The organism is Vibrio sp. 2304 (assembly GCF_033339475.1).
In the GTDB taxonomy this organism is placed as follows: domain Bacteria; phylum Pseudomonadota; class Gammaproteobacteria; order Enterobacterales; family Vibrionaceae; genus Vibrio; species Vibrio alginolyticus.
Window position 1 is genome coordinate 20,386 of record NZ_JAWOUQ010000003.1, and the last position, 18,947, is coordinate 39,332.

Below are 18,947 nucleotides of genomic sequence, written 5' to 3' on the forward strand. Positions count from 1 at the left end.
CGCTTTTGATAAAGAGCTTCACTTAATTCGCAATAAGCGTTGTCACTTCTGTTTTAACGGAGTTGGCGATAAAGCAATTCTCATGTGCCATGTGGTGCAGTTTTTCTAATTGAGATGGTGTCGGTTGTTTTTCACCTGAAAATGTTATCTTAGGGTTTAACGTTACCTTTGATACCCACTCTTTTCCGTTTTCGCCTTTTTCAAGCTCCCCTACCGCTTCATCTAAGTAACTGTCTACAACGTAACGTCGCTTTGCTGCAATAGACAGGAAAACGAGCATATGACAACTAGAAAGTGCCGCGACAAACGCTTCTTCTGGATCAACGTTTTCTGCTACGGATAGTGGTAATGGTACTACGTGGGGAGATGGAGATGCTGGGACTTGCAACCCTCCATCAAATTGCCAAATGTGTGCCCTACTATACTTATTATCACTAAACTCTTCGCCAGCTTTACGATGCCATTTGATTAAAGCGGAATGCTTACTCATTCTAACTCCCTGATTTTCCGACGACGAATCAACACTATCCGTCCTTGCCACAGTAAACCACAACAAAATGAGTTAAGGAAAGCATCGCACTCATAGGGACTATAAAATCTGTTGAGGATCGGCATTGTTCCTCTGGATATCATCCAAAAGTCTATGAGACTGATGGATGTTGACCTGTAACCGATTGATCAGCATCTGCAACTGCTCAATCTCGGGACTTTGGTTGGCTTTAAGTTGAGTTTCCAGGGCCTCCGTTTGGCTCGCCAAAATAGGTAAACATAGGTTCAGTGCCATCCCTTTCGTTTTGTGCAACGTCAGCTCTAATGAAGCAAAGTCTTCAGCCATAAAGTATTCAATAAGCTCATCAACAGATGTCTCAAAATCGACAATAATGCTTTTTAGCAGCTCGTCGAGCGCTTCTGGCTCATCTCGTAAAGAAGTAAACATGCCTGAGCGGGAGAGTTCTTCCTCTGTTAACCTTAAGTTCTCGATTGGCTTACGTTGCAACTGAAGCACATTGCTGTCATTCGTTAGTGGCGGATTCTGTTTCGGTTCGAGTCTAGCGGCAAACTGTTTGAGAGCGTCTGAAAAGCTCTCATGCTGTAGCGGTTTTGTAAGCACATGGTCTGCTCCTGCTTCAATAAAGCTATCGTGGGCTTCACGAAATACGTCTGCCGTGTACGCAAAGAGTAACGTCTTGATACCTAACTCTTGTCGGATAACACGTGTCGCCTCAACACCATTCATCTCGGGCATATGGTTGTCCATCAAGATCAGGTCGTACTCGTTCTCTTTCGCCTTTTTAACCGCGATTAACCCATTTTCTGCTACATCCACTTCATGCCCGAGCTTTTCGCAAAACCCTTTTGCCACAATGGCATTCACACGGTTATCATCAGCAAGTAGTATCTTTAAATGGTGTGATTTTGCGCGAGGTTTCGGCGCTTCTTGCTGCTTTTTCGGAGCAGATTCTACCCAAGGAATCGGCAACTCAACGATAAATTGACTTCCAACGCCTTCTATACTCTTCAGAGTAATATGGCCACCCATCAAATCGGTTAGTTTTTTGACGATGGCTAACCCAAGCCCTGTTCCGCCGAACCTTCGAGTCGTTGATGAGTCTGCTTGCTCAAACGAGTTAAAAATATGCTCGTGCTTGTCTGGCGCAATACCAATACCGGTGTCGCTCACGCGCATGACCAACAACTGATTCGATTCATCTAACTCGGTTCTAACCAGCACATGCCCTTCATTGGTAAACTTCACCGCGTTACCGGCGAGATTAAATAAGATCTGTCGTAAACGCGCACAATCCCCAGTAAATTCAGTATATTCAGAAACCTCGTTTTCCAAGATTAGCTCGATATTTTTTTCATCAACAAGTGGTTTTATTGCGCTACACACCGGAGAAAGCACTTGATCGAGCTTAAACTTAGCTTGCTCAAATTCCAGTTTGTTTTCTTCAACTTTAGAAAAATCCAAAATATCGTTGAGGATAGTCATCAGATGCTGGCCAGAGTCAAGAATAACCCTAATGTGCTCTTTCGTCGTCGGCTCTTTGGTCTCTTCTGCAATCATTTGAGAAAGCCCTAGTACGCCATTCATCGGCGTTCTTAGTTCGTGACTCATTGCAGCAAGAAAATTTGATTTCGCTTTTGCCGCTCGCTCGGCTTTGTTTCTCGCCTCTTCAATTTCAAGATTCAACTGTTTTAAGTTATGCATTCGGTGATGTGACTGATAAACAAACGCGCTAACTAGAAACATCACCGCGATAAATACAAACAACCACGTAAAACGCGCCTCACTTTGAGCAATATTGAGTAACCGATGCTCTGAGCTTTCGACAAACTCAATATAAGTGTGATCAAGCAGTTCATTCGTCAGCAATTCAATTCTTTTATCACTCGTTTGAAGCCGTTTAAGGAAGTTCGCTTCTTTTTCACTCTCAACTTCAGTTTGTGTTAGAAGCAACTGGTTGAGAAATTCAAAATAACGACTGCCACCCAATGATTGACCGCTCTCGGTAGAAACCTCTTGCTGATATAAATTGAACAACATGAGTAATGCATACCGATTTTCTACCTGAACACCAATTAACATATCAAGCTTCAACGTTGTTTGAAGCACTCGCTCCTTAAACTGTTCAAGCGTATCCCTAACTTTTATACGATTGGGTGTCACGGGAAACCAAACTGATGCCTTTGATGATTCCAACAGTGCCTGTGCTGCGATTTCTATCTCTACTAAAGATGTTGTTAACTCATAGTTTTTCCTATCTTCAACGGCATATCGGTTCACGATAACATCACGCTCTTCAATCAACTCATGTCCGATATTCATTAGCCCTGCATGAAATTCTTGAGCGTTTTTTGAATTCATATACGACATATACGCCAGTGTGCAGCACGTCAGTATCCCAATAAAAAAGCAAAAGTTGATCAGTTTGAATTTATTCATTTTCCAACACCTCTAAAATTATGGGTCTAGGTGCTGTCAACGACTGCAAGAATGCTTCAATGTCCGCGACATTCTCATCGTTCATCGTTATACCGAGCTGGGTTTTAGCCATGATTTGTATCGCGTCGGATAACTTATCGACTTGCCCATTATGAAAATAAGGACTCGTTAGCGCGACATTGCGTAAACTGGCTACTCTAAAATAGAATCGCTCTTCATCTTCTATCGTAACGAGTTGCCGGCCCGAGTCCTCTACTACTGGCTTATCCTTGAAATAGGCGAACCTTTGGATCATCGCTCCGCCGATATTTTTGCCCTGATGACACTGCACACAACCTGAAGTCTGAAATGTTTTCCAACCTCTGATTTGCTGTTCACTCAGTACATGCGTGTAACCCAATAAGTAAGCATCGAATGGTGCGCCAGGCGTCTGCAGCCCTTCAACAAACTCCACAATAGCGGACTTGATATTATGAACGTTAATCGGCAATTCATCGTCACGACTAAATAGCGCTTGATAATGTTCACTCTCTTTTACATATTGCTCTATTGTTTGCCAGTTTGAGTCCATTTCCATTGGATTATGGATTGGACCATCAATCTGAGCCATCAAGGTGTTTTCCGTTCCATCCCATAAAAAACGATAATTTAACGCCGCATTAAACACTGTTATAGAATTTCTAATTCCATCACCTTTCACCCCCGTAGAGACTGGTGTATTTTCAGCGCCATTGGTTTGCAGATTGTGGCATGTCGCGCAGCTGACATTACCATTTGACGATAATTGAGGATCGCGGAAGAGATGCCAGCCAATTCTCGCTAGCTTAATATCCACATTAGGATCACCCTGTATGGGCTGAACTAGGGAGATATCACCTAACATCTTCGCGTTTCTTGCGGTTGTTGTTTGGCTCAAAATGAGTGTTACAACAGCTAGTGCGATTGCGCTGAATTGCCTCATCAACTACATACCTTAAACTTGTCATTGGTATGAATCTAGTTGCATTTTGGCGTTTTTTCCACCGACAGGAAGTTGAAAAAACGAGTTAAGTATTGCTTTGTTTAAGGCTTTGGTTGAAGAGGGAGTAATAAGGCGAATAGGAAGAAACCTATCGCCTTATGAGTAGCTAACGTATTGAAATCTGAGTTTAGTGTAGAAAAGCCAAAAACCGTTGAAACCAAGTCACCTCTCCATACGAGATCAGATCGAAAATAGTAAAGAATACGGCACAGATAACGGCCAACTTAATCAAACGCTGAACAATAAACATAAACATCACAATTACCAATAATTTGCTTTAGTTTACTATCTCACACAGCGTTTACATATAAAAAAGTAGTCTCCTAATTAGCCTCGGCAACTTATTCATTAGAACCTATACTCAAGCATCTCTAAGTTATTTGGATATACTTGAATTAGGATTTCAAAAAGTCCCTGTGACCACACAAGGAGGACTGCATGAAACGACTATGGATATGGTTCTTACCTTTACTCTTGATGGCCAGTCAAGCACTGGCGAATACCGTTTGGATTGTTCCTGTCAAAGGCGCTATAGGGCCTGCTACTAGCGACTATTTATCTCGTGAAATAGAAGAAGCTCAACTAAACGGTGTCAGTTTAGTGATCTTACAGATGGACACACCAGGCGGCTTAGATAGCGCAATGCGAGATATTATTCACGTGATTACCACCTCCTCGACTCCCATTGCAACTTGGGTCGGCCCATCTGGTTCTAGAGCTGCCAGTGCAGGAACATACATCTTGCTCGCTAGTCACGTAGCCGCCATGGCTGAAGCGACAAACCTCGGAGCTGCAACGCCCGTCGCGTTAGGTGGTACGCCTCAACCTCCTTCATCGGATGATGGCAAAGATCAAAACGCGGAAGAAACGCCAGAAGGAACCAACGAAAGCTCAGAGAAAGTTCCCGCTAAAACCGCAATGGAGAAAAAGGTAATTAACGACGCCAAAGCCTACATTAAAGGCTTAGCAAAACTTCATGGACGAAATGCAGAATGGGCAGAGAAAGCAGTAAGCGAAGCGGCGAGCTTGGATGCAACAGAAGCATTAGAATTAAACGTGATCGATTACATCGCCAATTCGCCAGAGGACTTAGTCAAAGCCATAGATGGGCAAACAGTTAAAGTAAACAATCGCACTGTGACATTGTCACTTGAAAATCCAACATGGGTTGAAAGAACGCCAGATTGGCGAGCAGAAATGTTAGCCGTTATCACCAATCCAAACGTTGCCTACATTCTAATGCTCATCGGCATCTACGGTTTACTTCTTGAATTTTACAACCCAGGAATTGGCTTACCCGGTGTGCTAGGTGGGATTTGTCTGCTTCTTGCCATGTACGCACTACAAATGATGCCCGTCAACTACGCAGGTCTTGGTCTGCTGTTACTCGGTATTGCACTAATGATAGCGGAAGCATTCAGTCCGAGCTTTGGTATTTTGGGGTTAGGCGGCGTTGTCGCCTTTGTACTCGGTTCGATATTTCTCATGGACAGTGAATTACCAGGGTTCCAGATCGCCCTTCCTTTGATTTTTGGTATTGCCATATTTTCCGTAGCTCTAATCGTGCTGACCGTCGGCCTGCTGCTCAAAATTCGTCGCCGGCGTGTAACGACGGGTTTAGAGACTTACCCTGGGAAGGTCGCCGTGGTAAGCGATGACTTTATCGATGGCGAAGGACGCGTTCAACTCAACGGTGCGTTATGGCGAGCTAAAGCCAAAGACCATCAACAATTCAAACAAGGTGATCACGTCACCATTGTTAATGTTAAAGGGCTGACCTTAACTGTGATGCCTGATGACCGCCAAAATAAATAGGAGGCGCTTTATGATGCTCTATACCGTTGCGGTGATCGTGGTGCTGCTGTTCGCACTAGCGACCCAAATGTTCAAGGTTTTGAGAGAATACGAACGTGGGGTTGTGTTCTTTCTTGGTCGATTTCAAGAAGTCAAAGGACCTGGTTTGATCATCCTTATCCCATTTATTCAGCAAATGGTGAGGGTTGATTTACGTACTGTCGTTTTGGATGTGCCGACACAAGATTTAATTACCAAAGATAACGTTTCTGTGCGCGTCAACGCGGTCGTTTATTTTCGCGTAGTCGATCCTCAAATGGCGATTAACAATATTGAAAGCTACAGCGATGCCACCAGTCAGTTAGCACAAACCACACTGCGCTCGGTATTGGGTCAGCATGAACTCGATGAATTGCTATCAGAGCGAGAACGCCTCAATAAGGATTTACAATCCATTCTCGATCAACAGACTGATGACTGGGGAATCAAGATTGCTACGGTTGAAGTCAAACATGTTGATTTAAATGACAGCATGGTCAGAGCCCTAGCCCGTCAGGCAGAAGCAGAACGTAACCGTAGGGCGAAGATCATTCACGCTACTGGTGAGTTAGAGGCTTCAAATAAATTAAAAGAAGCAGCGCAAATGCTCAACGAAGCACCGAATGCACTGCAATTACGTTACATGCAGACACTCACTGAAATCACTACAGACAAAACATCCACTATTATTTTTCCAATGCCGATCAATCTTGTCGAAGCTGTCAGTGATATCGCCGAAGCGGTGAAAAAGAATAAAGAGACACAAGATAAGTAAGATTTTGCCCCTAGGAAGTAACGACCGCTCACGTTACTTCCTTATTTGGTACTCGCTTTAAGGATGTGCCCATCTTCTTTATCACATTCTTGTTTCATTACTTCTAAGCCCGTTTTAAAGCATGTTCGCCAAGCGGTTTCAACATCGGCATCGTACCCAGAATCACACTGTCGAACCGTTTCTAACAAACTCTCAAGCCAAACATCAAAATCCTGCGGCTCTATACCAATTTCGGCACTTGCATGCTTTTTCCCATACTTTTCCACCATTTTGTGCGCTTCGGTCGAGGTATCTGCCATCATAAAAAACACGATAGACCCTCTAAGCATTCTCACTTGTTGGTGCATGTCTATACCGTCAAACTTCTGTCTAAAGTTGGCGCTTTTCGACCATAAATTTTTGTAGAACAAGTCGAAAAACTCCTGATCTGAAGTACAACGTTCATAGCTATCATTAAAAACTTCAATCACGTTCATGTTGCTTTCCCCTACGCCTCAATATGAGTTTAATTTAATATCAAATAAAAGCTTCCAAATAAGGACTTTTAAGTTTCAAATCGATCAACTCACATCGATTTTCAACAAAAAGTAAAAAGTGATTTAAATAAACACCCTCTTATCAATGAAAAAATATCCATTATCATGAACCCATATTCGAGGTACGCATGGTTGTCGATGCTAGTGCATCCTCATCTGTCATCACATAAAGAGGATATAAACGTGTCCCATCAAATCATTACCGATCTAAATAACCGTTACACTGCAAAAAAATATGATGAAACCAAGCGCGTTTCTCAAGAAGACATGGCGATAATCAAAGAAGCACTGCGTTTGTCGGCGTCTTCTATCAACTCACAACCATGGAAATTCATCGTTATTGAAAGTGATGAAGCGAAGCAACGTTTCCACAATACGTTTGCAAATATGCACCAGTTTAACCAACCACACGCGAAAGCCGCATCACATACGATTCTGTTTGCTTACGATCCTAAATTTACTAAAGAGAAATTTGCGAAGCGTGTGGATGCAGAAGTAACATCTGGCCACTTGCCAGCGGAGATGTACAACAACTTTATGGGTGCTTACGCTTTTGCCGATGCAAATACGGACGAAAATGGCTTCAACGGAAACTGGACAAAAGCACAAGTCTATTTGGCACTAGGCAACCTACTACACACATTGGCACGACTTGGCATTGATTCAACACCGATGGAAGGTGTCGATCCGGCTCTGATTGGAGAAGAGTTTAAAGAAGAGCTCGAGGGCCATATTTGTGAAGTTGCGCTAGCGATTGGCTACCATAAAGATGGGGAAGATTATAATCATGGTCTTCCAAAAGCGCGCCTTGCAATGGATGAGGTAATTACGACTCTATAGTCGACCATTGTCTTAGCTTAGCGACTTAAATCATTGTTTAAACAAAAAAAGCCGCATTAATGTGCGGCTCTTTTTTACTTGGTTCTGCGTCAACTTTACGCAACTTGCTCTGACTTAAAATTACCAAGCAATGCATCGTAAAGCTCATTGTCGCTTAACACACCAACCAGCTTATTATCTTCAACCATAAGCAGAGGCTGATTGCTACGCTGTTTAAGTTCAATCGCTTCTCGCATACTGATTTCTGGGCTAACCTGAACCAGAGAATTTTCATTAACTTCGTCAAGGTTCGAAGAGTCGCTCTTCCATTGAATCAACGATTTACCTTTATCCGCTAAACTTAACCCCTTGCTCTCTTGTATCACCCAAATATCTTTATCAGGGCAAATCAGAACACGCGTATCTTCGCGAACCAAATCGTCACGCATTAAGGAACGTCCCTTCAGTACATTTAATGGATTAGTGTGAGCAACAAAGTCCGCCACATAATCGTTTTCTGGAGCAAGAATGATCTGTTCTGGCTTGCCATGTTGAATCAGCTTTCCTGATTCCATAATGGCGATGTTGTTGCCGATTTTAAGCGCCTCATCCAAGTCGTGACTTACAAAAAGAATGGTTTTGTTTAGCTTTTCTTGAAGCAGAATCAATTCATCTTGAAGCTGAGCACGAATCAATGGATCAAGTGCTGAAAACGGTTCATCCATTAACAAGATATCAGTGTCCATCGCAAACGCTCGCGCTAGGCCAACACGCTGCTGCATACCACCAGAAAGCTCGTGCGGGAATTTGGTTTCCCACTCAGATAAACCGACCATTTCGAGCTGTTCACGCGCCTTTTTACGACGCTCTGCTTTACCAATGCCTTGCATCTCTAGACCAAACGCTACATTGTCTAACACCGTTAACCAAGGCATCAATGCAAACTTCTGAAACACCATGGACACGCGGTGCGTACGAAGGTGGCGCAGTTTCTGTTCGTCACAGTTAGAGAGCTCAACCATATCGTCGCCATCTTTAATTTTCAGAGAGCCACGAGAAATATCGTTCAATCCGTTAACCGTTCGCAGCAAACTTGATTTACCCGAGCCTGAAAGCCCCATCAAGACACAGATCTCACCCTGTTTCACGTTCAGCGAAACATTATCAACCCCAACCACTTGGCCAGTTTCATCAATGATTTCTTGTCGAGACTTCCCTTGATCTAACAGTGCTAGCGCCTGTGCTTGTTGCTGACCAAAAACGACATCAAGATTTTTAATAGTAATAGCGTCCATGATTATGCCTCCTTCTGGTTTGGTGCTTTACACAAGCGATCAAGAATGATGGCAACGAGTACAATCGCTAAACCAGCTTCAAAACCTTGTGAAATGTTTACCGTATTCAGTGCACGTACGACTGGCTTACCAAGCCCATCAGCACCAACAAGCGCCGCAATGACAACCATAGACAGAGACAACATAATGCACTGCGTAACGCCAGCCATAATACTTGGCAATGCCGCAGGTAACTCCACCTTAAACAGTAGCTTCATGCGGCTGGCACCAAATGCTTTACCCGCTTCAAGTAGCTCCTCCGGCACTTTAATAATGCCGAGGTACGTCAATCGAATTGGCGCAGCGATAGCGAAAATGATGGTCGAGATTAGACCAGGGACAATACCTAAGCCAAACAGAACCAAGGTTGGAATTAGGTAAACGAATGTCGGTACGGTCTGCATCAAATCGAGTATTGGCCGCAACAAGGTGTATAACCAAGGACGGTGCGCCGCCATAATGCCCAACGGCACGCCAATTAATACGGAAATCGTTGTCGCTGCAAACACAAGGACAAAGGTTTCCAGCATTTCTTGCCAGTAACCAAGGTTGAGAATTGCGAGTAAGGCCAACACGATAAATACGACAAGAGGAATGCTGCGATGTAAGAACCAAGCAATTGCCGCCGTCATAATGATTGGCGCTGCAGGTGGCATCCATTTAAAAATGTCCACCACGAAAAGAATGATCGTTTCAAGTGTAATAGAGATTGCATCGAAAAAACCCGATGCATTGATGGTTAACCAATCGACGCCAGTTTCCATCCATTGGCCCAACGGTAGTTTGTTGTCCGTAATAAAATTCAAAATAAAACCTTTGTGTTAATGAAGCGGGCAAAACTCTGCCCACTTTCTTTAAAAAAACGAGCTCAAATACTGCTTATTAAGCGTTTGTTTTTAAGTAGTTTGTAATAGCTGTTAGCGCATCTTGGCCATCTACCGTTTTCACGCCCTCTAGCCACGCTTCAATTTGCTCTTGGTTTGCATTCAACCATGCTTGCGCTGCTTTTGATGGCTTCTGTTTCTGGTTAAGAATCGCTTCCATCAGTTCATTTTCCATTTCTAGGTTAAACTCTAGATTTTTCACTAGCTGACCTACATTTGGACACTCAGCGAGGTAATTTTTACGTACGTTTGTGTAGACGTTCGCGCCGCCGTAGTTAGGACCGAAGAAGTCATCACCACCCGCTAGATATTCCATTTCAACGTTACTATTCATTGGGTGCGGCGCCCAACCTAGGTACACAATCCATTGATTGCGGCGTGCGGCACGTGATACTTGAGACACCATGCCAGCTTCACTGGACTCAACTAGGCTGAAATCTTTTAGGCCGAATGCGTTACTATCAATCATTGACTGAATTAAGCGGTTGCCATCGTTTCCAGGTTCAATGCCGTAAATGCGGTCTTTAAATTTGTCGGCATGTTTTACTAGGTCAGCGAAGTTGGTTACGCCTGCGTCATAAACGTATTTTGGAACCGCTAGCGTGTACTTTGCGCCAACGAGATTCGCGCGTACGGTTTCAACAGTACCTGCATCACGGTATTTCGCGATATCACCTTCCATCGTTGGCATCCAGTTACCTAGGAAAATGTCGATATCGCCATTAGCCATAGAGGAGTAAGTTACAGGCACAGACAGAAGATCGGTCTTCGTTTTGTACCCCAACCCTTTAAGTAACTCTGATGTAACGGCAGTGGTCGCTGTGATGTCAGTCCAACCTACATCTGCGAAACGAACCGTTTCACATTGGTTGGCGTAAGCGCCTGTTGCTAAAGTACTTAGTGCAATTGTTGAGAAGATTTTTGTCATCTTAGACATGTTGAATTCCTTGTAATGATTACTGACTTTTTCATTTTATGAGATCGAATCGAGATCTCTTTTTGGCGGATGCATTCGTTGCATCTCTTGCCAGTCCGGTGCAATCCAAACTGGTACGTTGTTCGACGTTTCTAGGGCGTTATCCAAAATCATATCCGCGGCGCGTTCTGCCACCATAATCGTTGGCGCATTTAAATTACCGTTCGGAATGGTTGGGAAAATAGAAGAGTCCACCACACGCAAGCCTTGAATACCGCGTACTTGGCATCGCTCATTTAAGACGGCTAATGGGTCATTATCTGCGCCCATTTTGCAGGTACAAGATGGATGGTAAGCACTCTCGACGTTTTGCTTCACCCATTCATCAATCTGTTCATCCGTTGTGATGTTCAGACCGGGTTGGATCTCGTCCCCACGAAACTCATCCATGGCTGGCTGATTGAGGATCTCGCGAGTAAGGCGAATACAATCACGCCAATCCTGCTTATCTTGTTCAGTGGAAATGTAGTTAAACTCAATCTTCGGCTTATCATTCGGATTCGCAGAGACAACTTCAACCGACCCGCGACTTTCTGGCTTGTTAGGTCCAACGTGCACTTGGAAACCATGACCATCAAAAGCAGCTTGCCCGTCATAGCGCATTGCCGCTGGCAAGAAGTGATATTGAATATTTGGCCACTTTAGTCCTTCACGAGAGCGGATAAACGCACACGATTCAAAGTGGTTAGTCGCACCAAGGCCTTTGCGAGTTAATATCCACTCAGTGCCAATCAAGCCCTTGCTCACCAAACCTAATTTGCTGTTGAGCGTAATAGGTTGCTTACAGTGATATTGGAAATACACTTCTAAGTGATCTTGCAGGTTTTTACCTACCCCTTCCAACGAGTGTTTCACCTCAATGCCCGCTTTTTCTAATACTGCCTTAGGGCCAATGCCTGAAAGCTGCAACAGCTGAACGGAGCCAACCGAACCCGCACTCGAAATCACTTCATTGTTCGCAAAACATTGCTGAATTGAACCTGACTTTTCAAATTCAACGCCTACCGCTTTCTTACCTTCTGCACCAGTTTCTTCTAATAAAACTCGATGAACCGTCACCCTCTTCATTAGGGTGAAGTTTTTGCGTTTTTTAGCGCGGCTTAAGTATGCATTAGAGGTCGAAGCGCGTACGCCTTTGTCGACGGTCATATGCATTGGGCCAAAGCCCTCTTGTTGATAACCGTTGTAATCTTTTGTTTCTGGGTAGCCCGCTTCTTTGCCTGCATCAATAAAAGCTTGGTACAGTGGATTGAGCTTCATATCGTTGCCGTTACATGTGCCGACTGGACCGTGATCGCCCCGATATTCATCAGCACCACCAATCCAAGACTCTGCTTTACGGAAATAAGGCAAACACGACTGATAATTCCAGCCTTTCGCGCCTTCCTCTTCCCACTGGTCAAAGTCACAAGCGTGTCCGCGAACGTAAACCATGCCGTTGATAGATGAGCTACCGCCCAGAACTTTTCCGCGAGGACAATGAAGTTGGCGACCATCCAACCCTTGCTCTTCAACCGTCTCAAACTGCCAAGCGTATTTTTCAGTGTTCATCGGGTAAGAAAGCGCCGTTGGCATTTGGATAAAAATACTTTTATCCGACCCACCCGCTTCGAGTAATAGGACCGAATTTTGACCACTTTCACTTAAGCGATCCGCTAACACACAGCCGGCCGAACCCGCACCGACGATGATGTAATCGTAGTGTTGTTGCATTTTTATTCTCCTAGGAGTTAATACTCATCACCGTAGATAAGTGAACGAAATTAGCGTAGGAAAAATGCTTGAGAACAAGGCGGAAATTTTGATAAGTAGTTAACCTACAATCAAAATTGACAACGTAGTTATCGAGCATTTTAACAAGCTAAAGTGGTCAGTTATCTACTATGAGTAGTATCATTTGTAAGGGCTTTCGAAGTCGCTTAGCTGAACCAGAACACTCTTCGTTTGTGTGTAATGTTTAAGGGTTTCGACTCCGTTTTCACGGCCAACACCTGATTGCTTGTAGCCGCCAACTGGCATTTCCGCAGGTGAGTCACCCCATGTGTTCACCCAACAAATACCCGCTTGAATTTGATGGATCACACGGTGCGCACGAGATAGGTTTTGAGTAAATACACCTGCCGCTAAGCCATAATCGGTGCCATTTGCACGCGCAATCACTTCCGACTCATCGCGGAATTTCAGAACTGACATTACCGGGCCAAAGATTTCTTGTTGAACGTGGCTCATATCATCATCGCAATCAACAAATACGGTTGGAGCAACAAAGTTACCATTAGCTAGGCCATTGTCTGTTACTTTGTAGCCGCCAGTCAGTAACGTCGCGCCACTCGCTTTCGCTGCTTCAATCGCTCCTAAAACTTTCGATTCATGATCTTTAGAGATTAGCGCGCCAATCTGCGTGTTCTCATCAAGCGGATCGCCGACGACTAACAGCTCGGTTCGGGCTTTAAGTTGTGCGATAAAGTCGTCATAAATACCTTCATGGACAAATACGCGTGTACCGTGCGTACAAACTTCACCTTGGGTGTAGAAGTTCGCCACCATGGCCGCAGAAACGGCATCGTTTAACTTCGCATCATCAAAAATAATCAGTGGAGACTTACCACCAAGCTCCATCGTTACTTGTTTTAGTGTCTTAGCGCTGTCACTCATGACGACTTTACCGGTGCCTGACTCACCCGTGAATGACACTTTTGCGATATCAGGATGCGCCGTTAGCATCTGTCCTACTCGGTAATCCCCTTGCACGACATTAAATACGCCATCTGGCATGCCCGCTTCTGAATAAATTTCGGCGAGCTTAAGCGCCGTTAATGGTGTTTCTTCTGATGGCTTGAAGATCATTGCGTTGCCCGCAGCCAGTGCTGGCGCCGACTTCCACATCGCAATTTGAATTGGATAATTCCAAGCGCCAATACCCGCGCAAATGCCCAATGGCTCACGACGTGTATAGAAAAACTGATCGTCGCTGAGTGGCTGCTGTTCACCTTGTAGACTTGGAGCAAGGCCAGCGTAGTACTCAAGAACATCGGCACCTGTTGTGACATCAACCGCGATAGCTTCTTGAATGGGCTTACCAGTATCTGCCACTTCCAATGCAGCCAGCTCGTCATTACGCTCACGTAAAATGGCAACGGCTTTGTGTAAAATACGGCTGCGCTCAATCGCAGTCATCGCCGACCATGCAGCAAAACCTTTTTTTGCCGATTCAATTGCTGCTTGAAGATCGTCTTGGTTCGCTTGTTTAATGTTGGCCAATGGCTCACCATTCGCCGGATTGTAAGTGGTGAAGTGTTCATCTGAACACCCGTCGTACATCGCACCATTGATATAGTGTGCTTTCATTTCCATTTTGAAGACCTGTAACTTTTAGATTTTTTCAGAATAAAACGTAAGTTGTTTGTCGAGATAATCGTTGATGATGATTCTCGCTCTTTCTGCATCAATGCCTTGCGGGTTGAGCGTTCCGCGCAGCCAAATTCCATCAATAAGTGATGCAATACCATGAGCAACCAATTCAGCCTGCTCTGCATTTAATAATGCTTTGAGTTCTTTTCTTAGATGGGACAATAGACGTCGTTCGTTGACACGCTGCAAACGCTTGAGCTGCTCGTCATGCATTGAGTACGACCAAAACGCCAGCCAAGTCTTAGCAACTTGGTTTTCTGCCTGATAGCCGACAAAGTTACCATCAATGATGGCGTTAATTCTTTGGTGATGAGCATCACTTGGCAGCTCACGTAACTTCTGTGTGATAGTGGACGAAAGCTGACGCAAGATTTCGCGCATCGTTTCCTCCAGCAATCCGTGCTTACCACCGAAATAGTGGTTGATAATCCCCGTTGATACACCGGCTTCTTTGCTGATTAACGAAATACTCGCCGCGTGTAAACCGACTCTATCAATCACTGACATTGTCGCTTTCACAAGCTGCGGTTTTCTGATTTCAGGCATCCCCACCTTTGGCATTTTGCGTCCCTGTTATTTTTAATTGAACGGTTAGTTAAATATAAAATGCCTGAAAATTAATTCGAACTCAAATTATTTTTAAAGAAAAATGTTAGTAAAAAAGGATGAAAAGTTGAGGGTGTACGAAAAATTGCTCGGTAAGAACTTGTCGGGATAACTAGATTTCAGTTTAAGAACAAACAAACAAGAAAAACAAAATCAAACACTTAACTCTTTCTCTATTTTTAAAACGATGATGAACGAGTTGATTTTTGAACAACAAAAACCTGTGCCACAAAAGATTTATATCGACCACTAATCATTTCACCTGTACATGGTTTGTTTGTACAAAGAATAGACACACTAGTTTGTTATAGTTTTGTAGACACAAGTGGCATTCGCACTTTGAAGGTGAAGGAGGCAAAAAGAGAGGTTATATTGAACGCCATGAATATGCGATTCGATATCCTTAAGCCATTTTTAAGTAATATCGCCAAGTGACTTTAAGATGTTAGATTCAGCGTTTTATATTCGAAGCAAGGATCTCAAAGTCACTTGGCTATCAAAGTAAATGGGAGGGATAAGTTCAGATTCATCGTGCGATGAGCCTGAACTTTTGATTTCTGTTACGCTAGCGAGCGACCTTTCACGCAGTTGCGTCCGTTCGCTTTCGCTTGATAAAGCAATTTATCGGCCTGATCGCAAAGTGATTTAAAATTCATCTCATTATCTTCAGTGGTAACGACTCCAAAACTACAGGTCACTCTCACTTCTTCTTTCTGTTCCGTAACAAAGCAATGTAGGGATAAAGCGCTACGTAAACGTTCGGCAGTAATAAGAGCGTTTTCATGGTCTGTATTGGGCATAACAACAACAAACTCTTCACCACCAAAGCGAGCAACAATGTCGTTCTCACGTACAGTTTCCTCCAACACTTTGGCAACGCCCGTTAGTACGGTATCTCCAAACACATGCCCATAGGTATCATTTACCTGCTTGAAATAATCCACATCGATTAACGCTAAAGTTACTGGCCCCGATTGTGGTTTATTTGGCACCATTTTCTGTTTATCGAGTTTGCTATCTACCCATTTATTTAAAGCTAGATAACCGTACTTGACTTGCTCGACTTGCTCAAAAACAAAGTGTTGTATCTTTTCTTGCTTAGATTGAGGTACCGGTTTCTCTTTTCGCTCACGCCTCACTTCTACTGGCTTAGTGAACCAGTCCTCTAAAAAACGGCGATTGAACAACCCTGTCAATGTGTCTGTCTTTGCGAGGCGACGCATTCTCAAACGCGAGCGATTGACGACGAGAAATACTACCGCCATCAAAAATAGAACACCGATGAGCGCAAGTAGCGCTTCACCCAATAAGTAAAAAGTACGACGGTTATTTTCTAGCTCCATACGCTGCAACACATTGTTCCAATTGAGATCTTCGTTCTCATATTCAAGTCGTTCCAACTCAAATAACGTCTGCTGGCGCTCAAGATTTTCAACTTCTCTTTGATTGCTAAATTGGATAAATTTATCGTGATAGTTACCGTAAGTTTCGAATGCTAGTTTAAAGTCATTGCTTCCCGCATAGGCCATAGCGGCGACTTTTAGTAGCTCCATTTGCTGTTGCTTGACGTATCGACTCTCTATAATCTCCGGCAGCATTGGCGCGATCATCGCTAAAAGTATTTCAAATTGCTGCTGCTCTAACATATATTCGGCTTGTAACAACTTAAATGTTGCCAAATACGCGCTAGACGTTTCTCTGTACTGTAAATTCTCCGCCAGCTTCAAGTGGTTAACCATCTTCTTTTCTTGTTTCGTCTCGCGATATAAAGCTGCAAGTTCAAGGTTAACTCGAAATCTAAAGCGTCCATCACCGATAATTTGAGCCAGCTTTAACGCTCGCTGATATGACGCTATCGCCTCTTCGTATTGGAACTGTGCTTTATGAAGTTTCGCTATCGTCAAAACGCTCAACAACTCATTGAACGACATACGCCTATCCCTAAAATAGCGATATGCTTGTTCCAAAAGCGCCTCAGATCGGTCGTAACCCTGAATTTTGACAAGTACGTCACCTAGCTCTAGTGCTGCACGTTCGACCAGCCCGTGAACACCTGAAGATTCAGCCGCATCCATGGACGACATAAGTGCAGCATAGGATTTTTTAAACTCACCTTGCTCATCGTAATAGCGTCCTTTTAGCAACAGGATTTCTGATTCAAGTTGCTTATCACCATTCTCACGCGATGTTTCCAACAAGCTATCCAACGCAGAAAGCGCGGTATCGATATCGCTCTTTCCAACCATAGTTCGCATCTGAATCAACTTAAACAGGAGATACTCATGGCTCTGTGGACGTACAAGCTCCAATCCTTTTTGAACGACACTCTGACTCTCTTCTACGCGCCCTAGCAGCTCTAAAACCGTGGCCTTGGCAAGCCAGTAACGCACCAACAGCGCTGTTGGTTGGTTTTGTAGTAAAGACTCTTCTTCTAACGCTTCAATCAAAGCTAAAGAACTCTGAGGTAATGCGTAAATTTGATTTTCGATGCCTTCTAACGACTGTAAAAACTTACCTTCCTGTTCCACCTTTTCTGTGGAGGCCTGAACAGAAAAACACAGACACCCCAATAATAGCGGCATCGTCCTAAGCGAATGAAATAGTGACATTATTGCTCTTCCCTAATGGGTAGTTACTTCAGTGTAATTGAGAATTCTGATTATTTATTATTAAGACAACTGAAGGTTATTCAGTCAGCCTCATATTCCCATGTATTTTGCGCTGAATAATAAATCACCATCTTTAGATGCCGAAATAGTTTTCGGTTACAATATGACCAATAAGAATGTTTTTTACACACCAAGAATGACGATCTCGTTAGTGAGACTAAAGATCGTCTTAGTTGTGAGTTAATACATTTACATGACAAGCAATATAGAACTAACCATTCACATTAGAAATAGAATCAATTTTTATACCGTTCGATGAGATAGCAGTCGACCATGCATCCAATACATTTTTCAGATAGAAGCAATAAAAGAAAGAAGAAAGTGGAAGGAAGCGGACAATCAAACTCGCTCCCCTTTTTTATGTTGCAGAGGGGGTTACATTCGCATTCCGCCATCGACTTCGAACACTCGTCCGGTCACGAATTCGTTGGTTAACACGTATTTTATGGTCGATGAAATTTCATCCGCCAAACCTAAACGTCCAACCGGAATCATTCCGATTAAACGTTCCATCGCTTCAGGTTTTATTTGGTCTGTCATGGCAGTTTTGATGACACCCGGAGCAATCGCCACTGAGCGAATTCCGAAACGCCCTAACTCTTTCGCCCACACCGTTGCCATGGTGGCTACCGCCGCTTTAGATGCTGAATAGTTGGTTTGACCAATATTCCCGGCACGCGCAACGCTGGATATGTTGATCAGGACCCCTTTGCTATCGGTGTTCAGCATTACCTTGCTCGCTTCACGGCCACACAGGAAAGTGCCTGTTACATTCACATCTAGAACAGACTGAAATTGTTCCAGCGACATCGTGTTAACCTGACCATCTTTGACTTTAATGAACATACCATCACGCATAATACCTGCGTTATTGATAACGCCATTGAGCTGCTTGAAATCTGCCTCAATTTGCTCAAAAGCAGTGCACACCTGCTGTTCGTCAGTCACGTTCGTCACATAAAAACGAGCGGTAACGCCGAGAGATTCACATTCCGCTTTCGTTTCAGCCAGTTGCTCTGAATTGAGGTCGATAAGCGCAAGATGAACGCCATTTTCCGCCAGTGACAGTGCCATTTGTTTACCCAGCCCCTGCCCTGCCCCCGTGATCGCAATGACCTTATTTGCTAACTCCATAC

15 protein-coding genes are annotated in these 18,947 nt (G+C 43.9%); 3 read left to right on the plus strand and 12 right to left on the minus strand.

Annotated elements, in window-relative coordinates; translation table 11 throughout:
* Positions 1-22: 22 nt before the first annotated feature.
* From R7P64_RS07385 to R7P64_RS07395, 3 genes are all read right to left on the minus strand, one after another.
* Positions 23-490, minus strand: a complete 468-nt coding sequence (locus R7P64_RS07385; RefSeq protein WP_170896940.1) for an OsmC family protein — start codon at positions 488-490, stop codon at positions 23-25.
* Positions 491-589: 99 nt separating this feature from the next.
* Positions 590-2,947, minus strand: a complete 2,358-nt coding sequence (locus R7P64_RS07390) for an ATP-binding protein (RefSeq protein WP_318123327.1) — start codon at positions 2,945-2,947, stop codon at positions 590-592.
* Positions 2,940-3,908 (minus strand): cytochrome-c peroxidase, encoded by a 969-nt coding sequence (locus R7P64_RS07395; protein WP_005373180.1) that lies wholly within the window; start codon positions 3,906-3,908, stop codon positions 2,940-2,942. The genes R7P64_RS07390 and R7P64_RS07395 overlap by 8 nt, the downstream gene beginning before the upstream one ends.
* A gap of 498 nt (positions 3,909-4,406) precedes the next feature.
* On the opposite strand from R7P64_RS07395, the gene R7P64_RS07400 reads away from it, so the two are divergent.
* Together R7P64_RS07400 and R7P64_RS07405 are read left to right on the plus strand one after the other, a co-directional pair.
* Positions 4,407-5,783: a nodulation protein NfeD gene (locus R7P64_RS07400; RefSeq protein WP_318123328.1), complete on the plus strand. Its 1,377-nt coding sequence runs from the start codon at positions 4,407-4,409 to the stop codon at positions 5,781-5,783.
* A gap of 10 nt (positions 5,784-5,793) precedes the next feature.
* The gene (locus R7P64_RS07405) at positions 5,794-6,576 is read left to right on the plus strand and encodes a slipin family protein (protein ID WP_005373196.1); all 783 of its coding nucleotides are present in this window, start codon (positions 5,794-5,796) and stop codon (positions 6,574-6,576) included.
* 41 nt (positions 6,577-6,617) lie between these two features.
* On the opposite strand, the gene R7P64_RS07410 is transcribed toward R7P64_RS07405, so the two are convergent.
* Positions 6,618-7,052: a globin gene (locus R7P64_RS07410; protein ID WP_031780773.1), complete on the minus strand. Its 435-nt coding sequence runs from the start codon at positions 7,050-7,052 to the stop codon at positions 6,618-6,620.
* A 243-nt stretch (positions 7,053-7,295) separates the two neighbouring features.
* Between R7P64_RS07410 and R7P64_RS07415 the strand changes: the two genes are divergently transcribed.
* Positions 7,296-7,952, plus strand: a complete 657-nt coding sequence (locus R7P64_RS07415; protein WP_017633663.1) for an NAD(P)H-dependent oxidoreductase — start codon at positions 7,296-7,298, stop codon at positions 7,950-7,952.
* 95 nt (positions 7,953-8,047) lie between these two features.
* Here the strand turns inward: R7P64_RS07415 and choV are convergent, their stop codons facing one another.
* The 8 genes from choV to R7P64_RS07455 all read right to left on the minus strand — a co-directional run bounded on the left by choV (position 8,048) and on the right by R7P64_RS07455 (position 18,945).
* Positions 8,048-9,226 (minus strand): choline ABC transporter ATP-binding protein, encoded by a 1,179-nt coding sequence (choV, locus tag R7P64_RS07420; protein WP_017633664.1) that lies wholly within the window; start codon positions 9,224-9,226, stop codon positions 8,048-8,050.
* A 2-nt stretch (positions 9,227-9,228) separates the two neighbouring features.
* Complete coding sequence (gene choW, locus R7P64_RS07425; protein ID WP_005392552.1) at positions 9,229-10,071, minus strand: choline ABC transporter permease subunit; 843 nt, start codon at positions 10,069-10,071, stop codon at positions 9,229-9,231.
* Between the two features lie 76 nt (positions 10,072-10,147).
* Positions 10,148-11,086 carry a choline ABC transporter substrate-binding protein gene (locus R7P64_RS07430; RefSeq protein WP_005382646.1) on the minus strand — a complete coding sequence of 313 codons (939 nt, stop codon included), beginning with the start codon at positions 11,084-11,086 and terminating at the stop codon, positions 10,148-10,150.
* Positions 11,087-11,122: 36 nt separating this feature from the next.
* Positions 11,123-12,838 carry a choline dehydrogenase gene (gene betA, locus R7P64_RS07435; protein WP_005373209.1) on the minus strand — a complete coding sequence of 572 codons (1,716 nt, stop codon included), beginning with the start codon at positions 12,836-12,838 and terminating at the stop codon, positions 11,123-11,125.
* A gap of 180 nt (positions 12,839-13,018) precedes the next feature.
* On the minus strand, positions 13,019-14,479 hold the full coding sequence (betB, locus tag R7P64_RS07440; protein ID WP_025767886.1) for a betaine-aldehyde dehydrogenase: 1,461 nt from the start codon (positions 14,477-14,479) through the stop codon (positions 13,019-13,021).
* A gap of 18 nt (positions 14,480-14,497) precedes the next feature.
* Positions 14,498-15,097: a transcriptional regulator BetI gene (gene betI, locus R7P64_RS07445; protein ID WP_005392557.1), complete on the minus strand. Its 600-nt coding sequence runs from the start codon at positions 15,095-15,097 to the stop codon at positions 14,498-14,500.
* Positions 15,098-15,702: 605 nt separating this feature from the next.
* A complete protein-coding gene (locus tag R7P64_RS07450; RefSeq protein ID WP_373920862.1) occupies positions 15,703-17,724 on the minus strand; it encodes a diguanylate cyclase in 2,022 nt (673 codons plus the stop codon).
* Between the two features lie 462 nt (positions 17,725-18,186).
* Positions 18,187-18,945: an SDR family oxidoreductase gene (locus R7P64_RS07455; protein WP_033906450.1), complete on the minus strand. Its 759-nt coding sequence runs from the start codon at positions 18,943-18,945 to the stop codon at positions 18,187-18,189.
* Positions 18,946-18,947 lie beyond the last annotated feature (2 nt).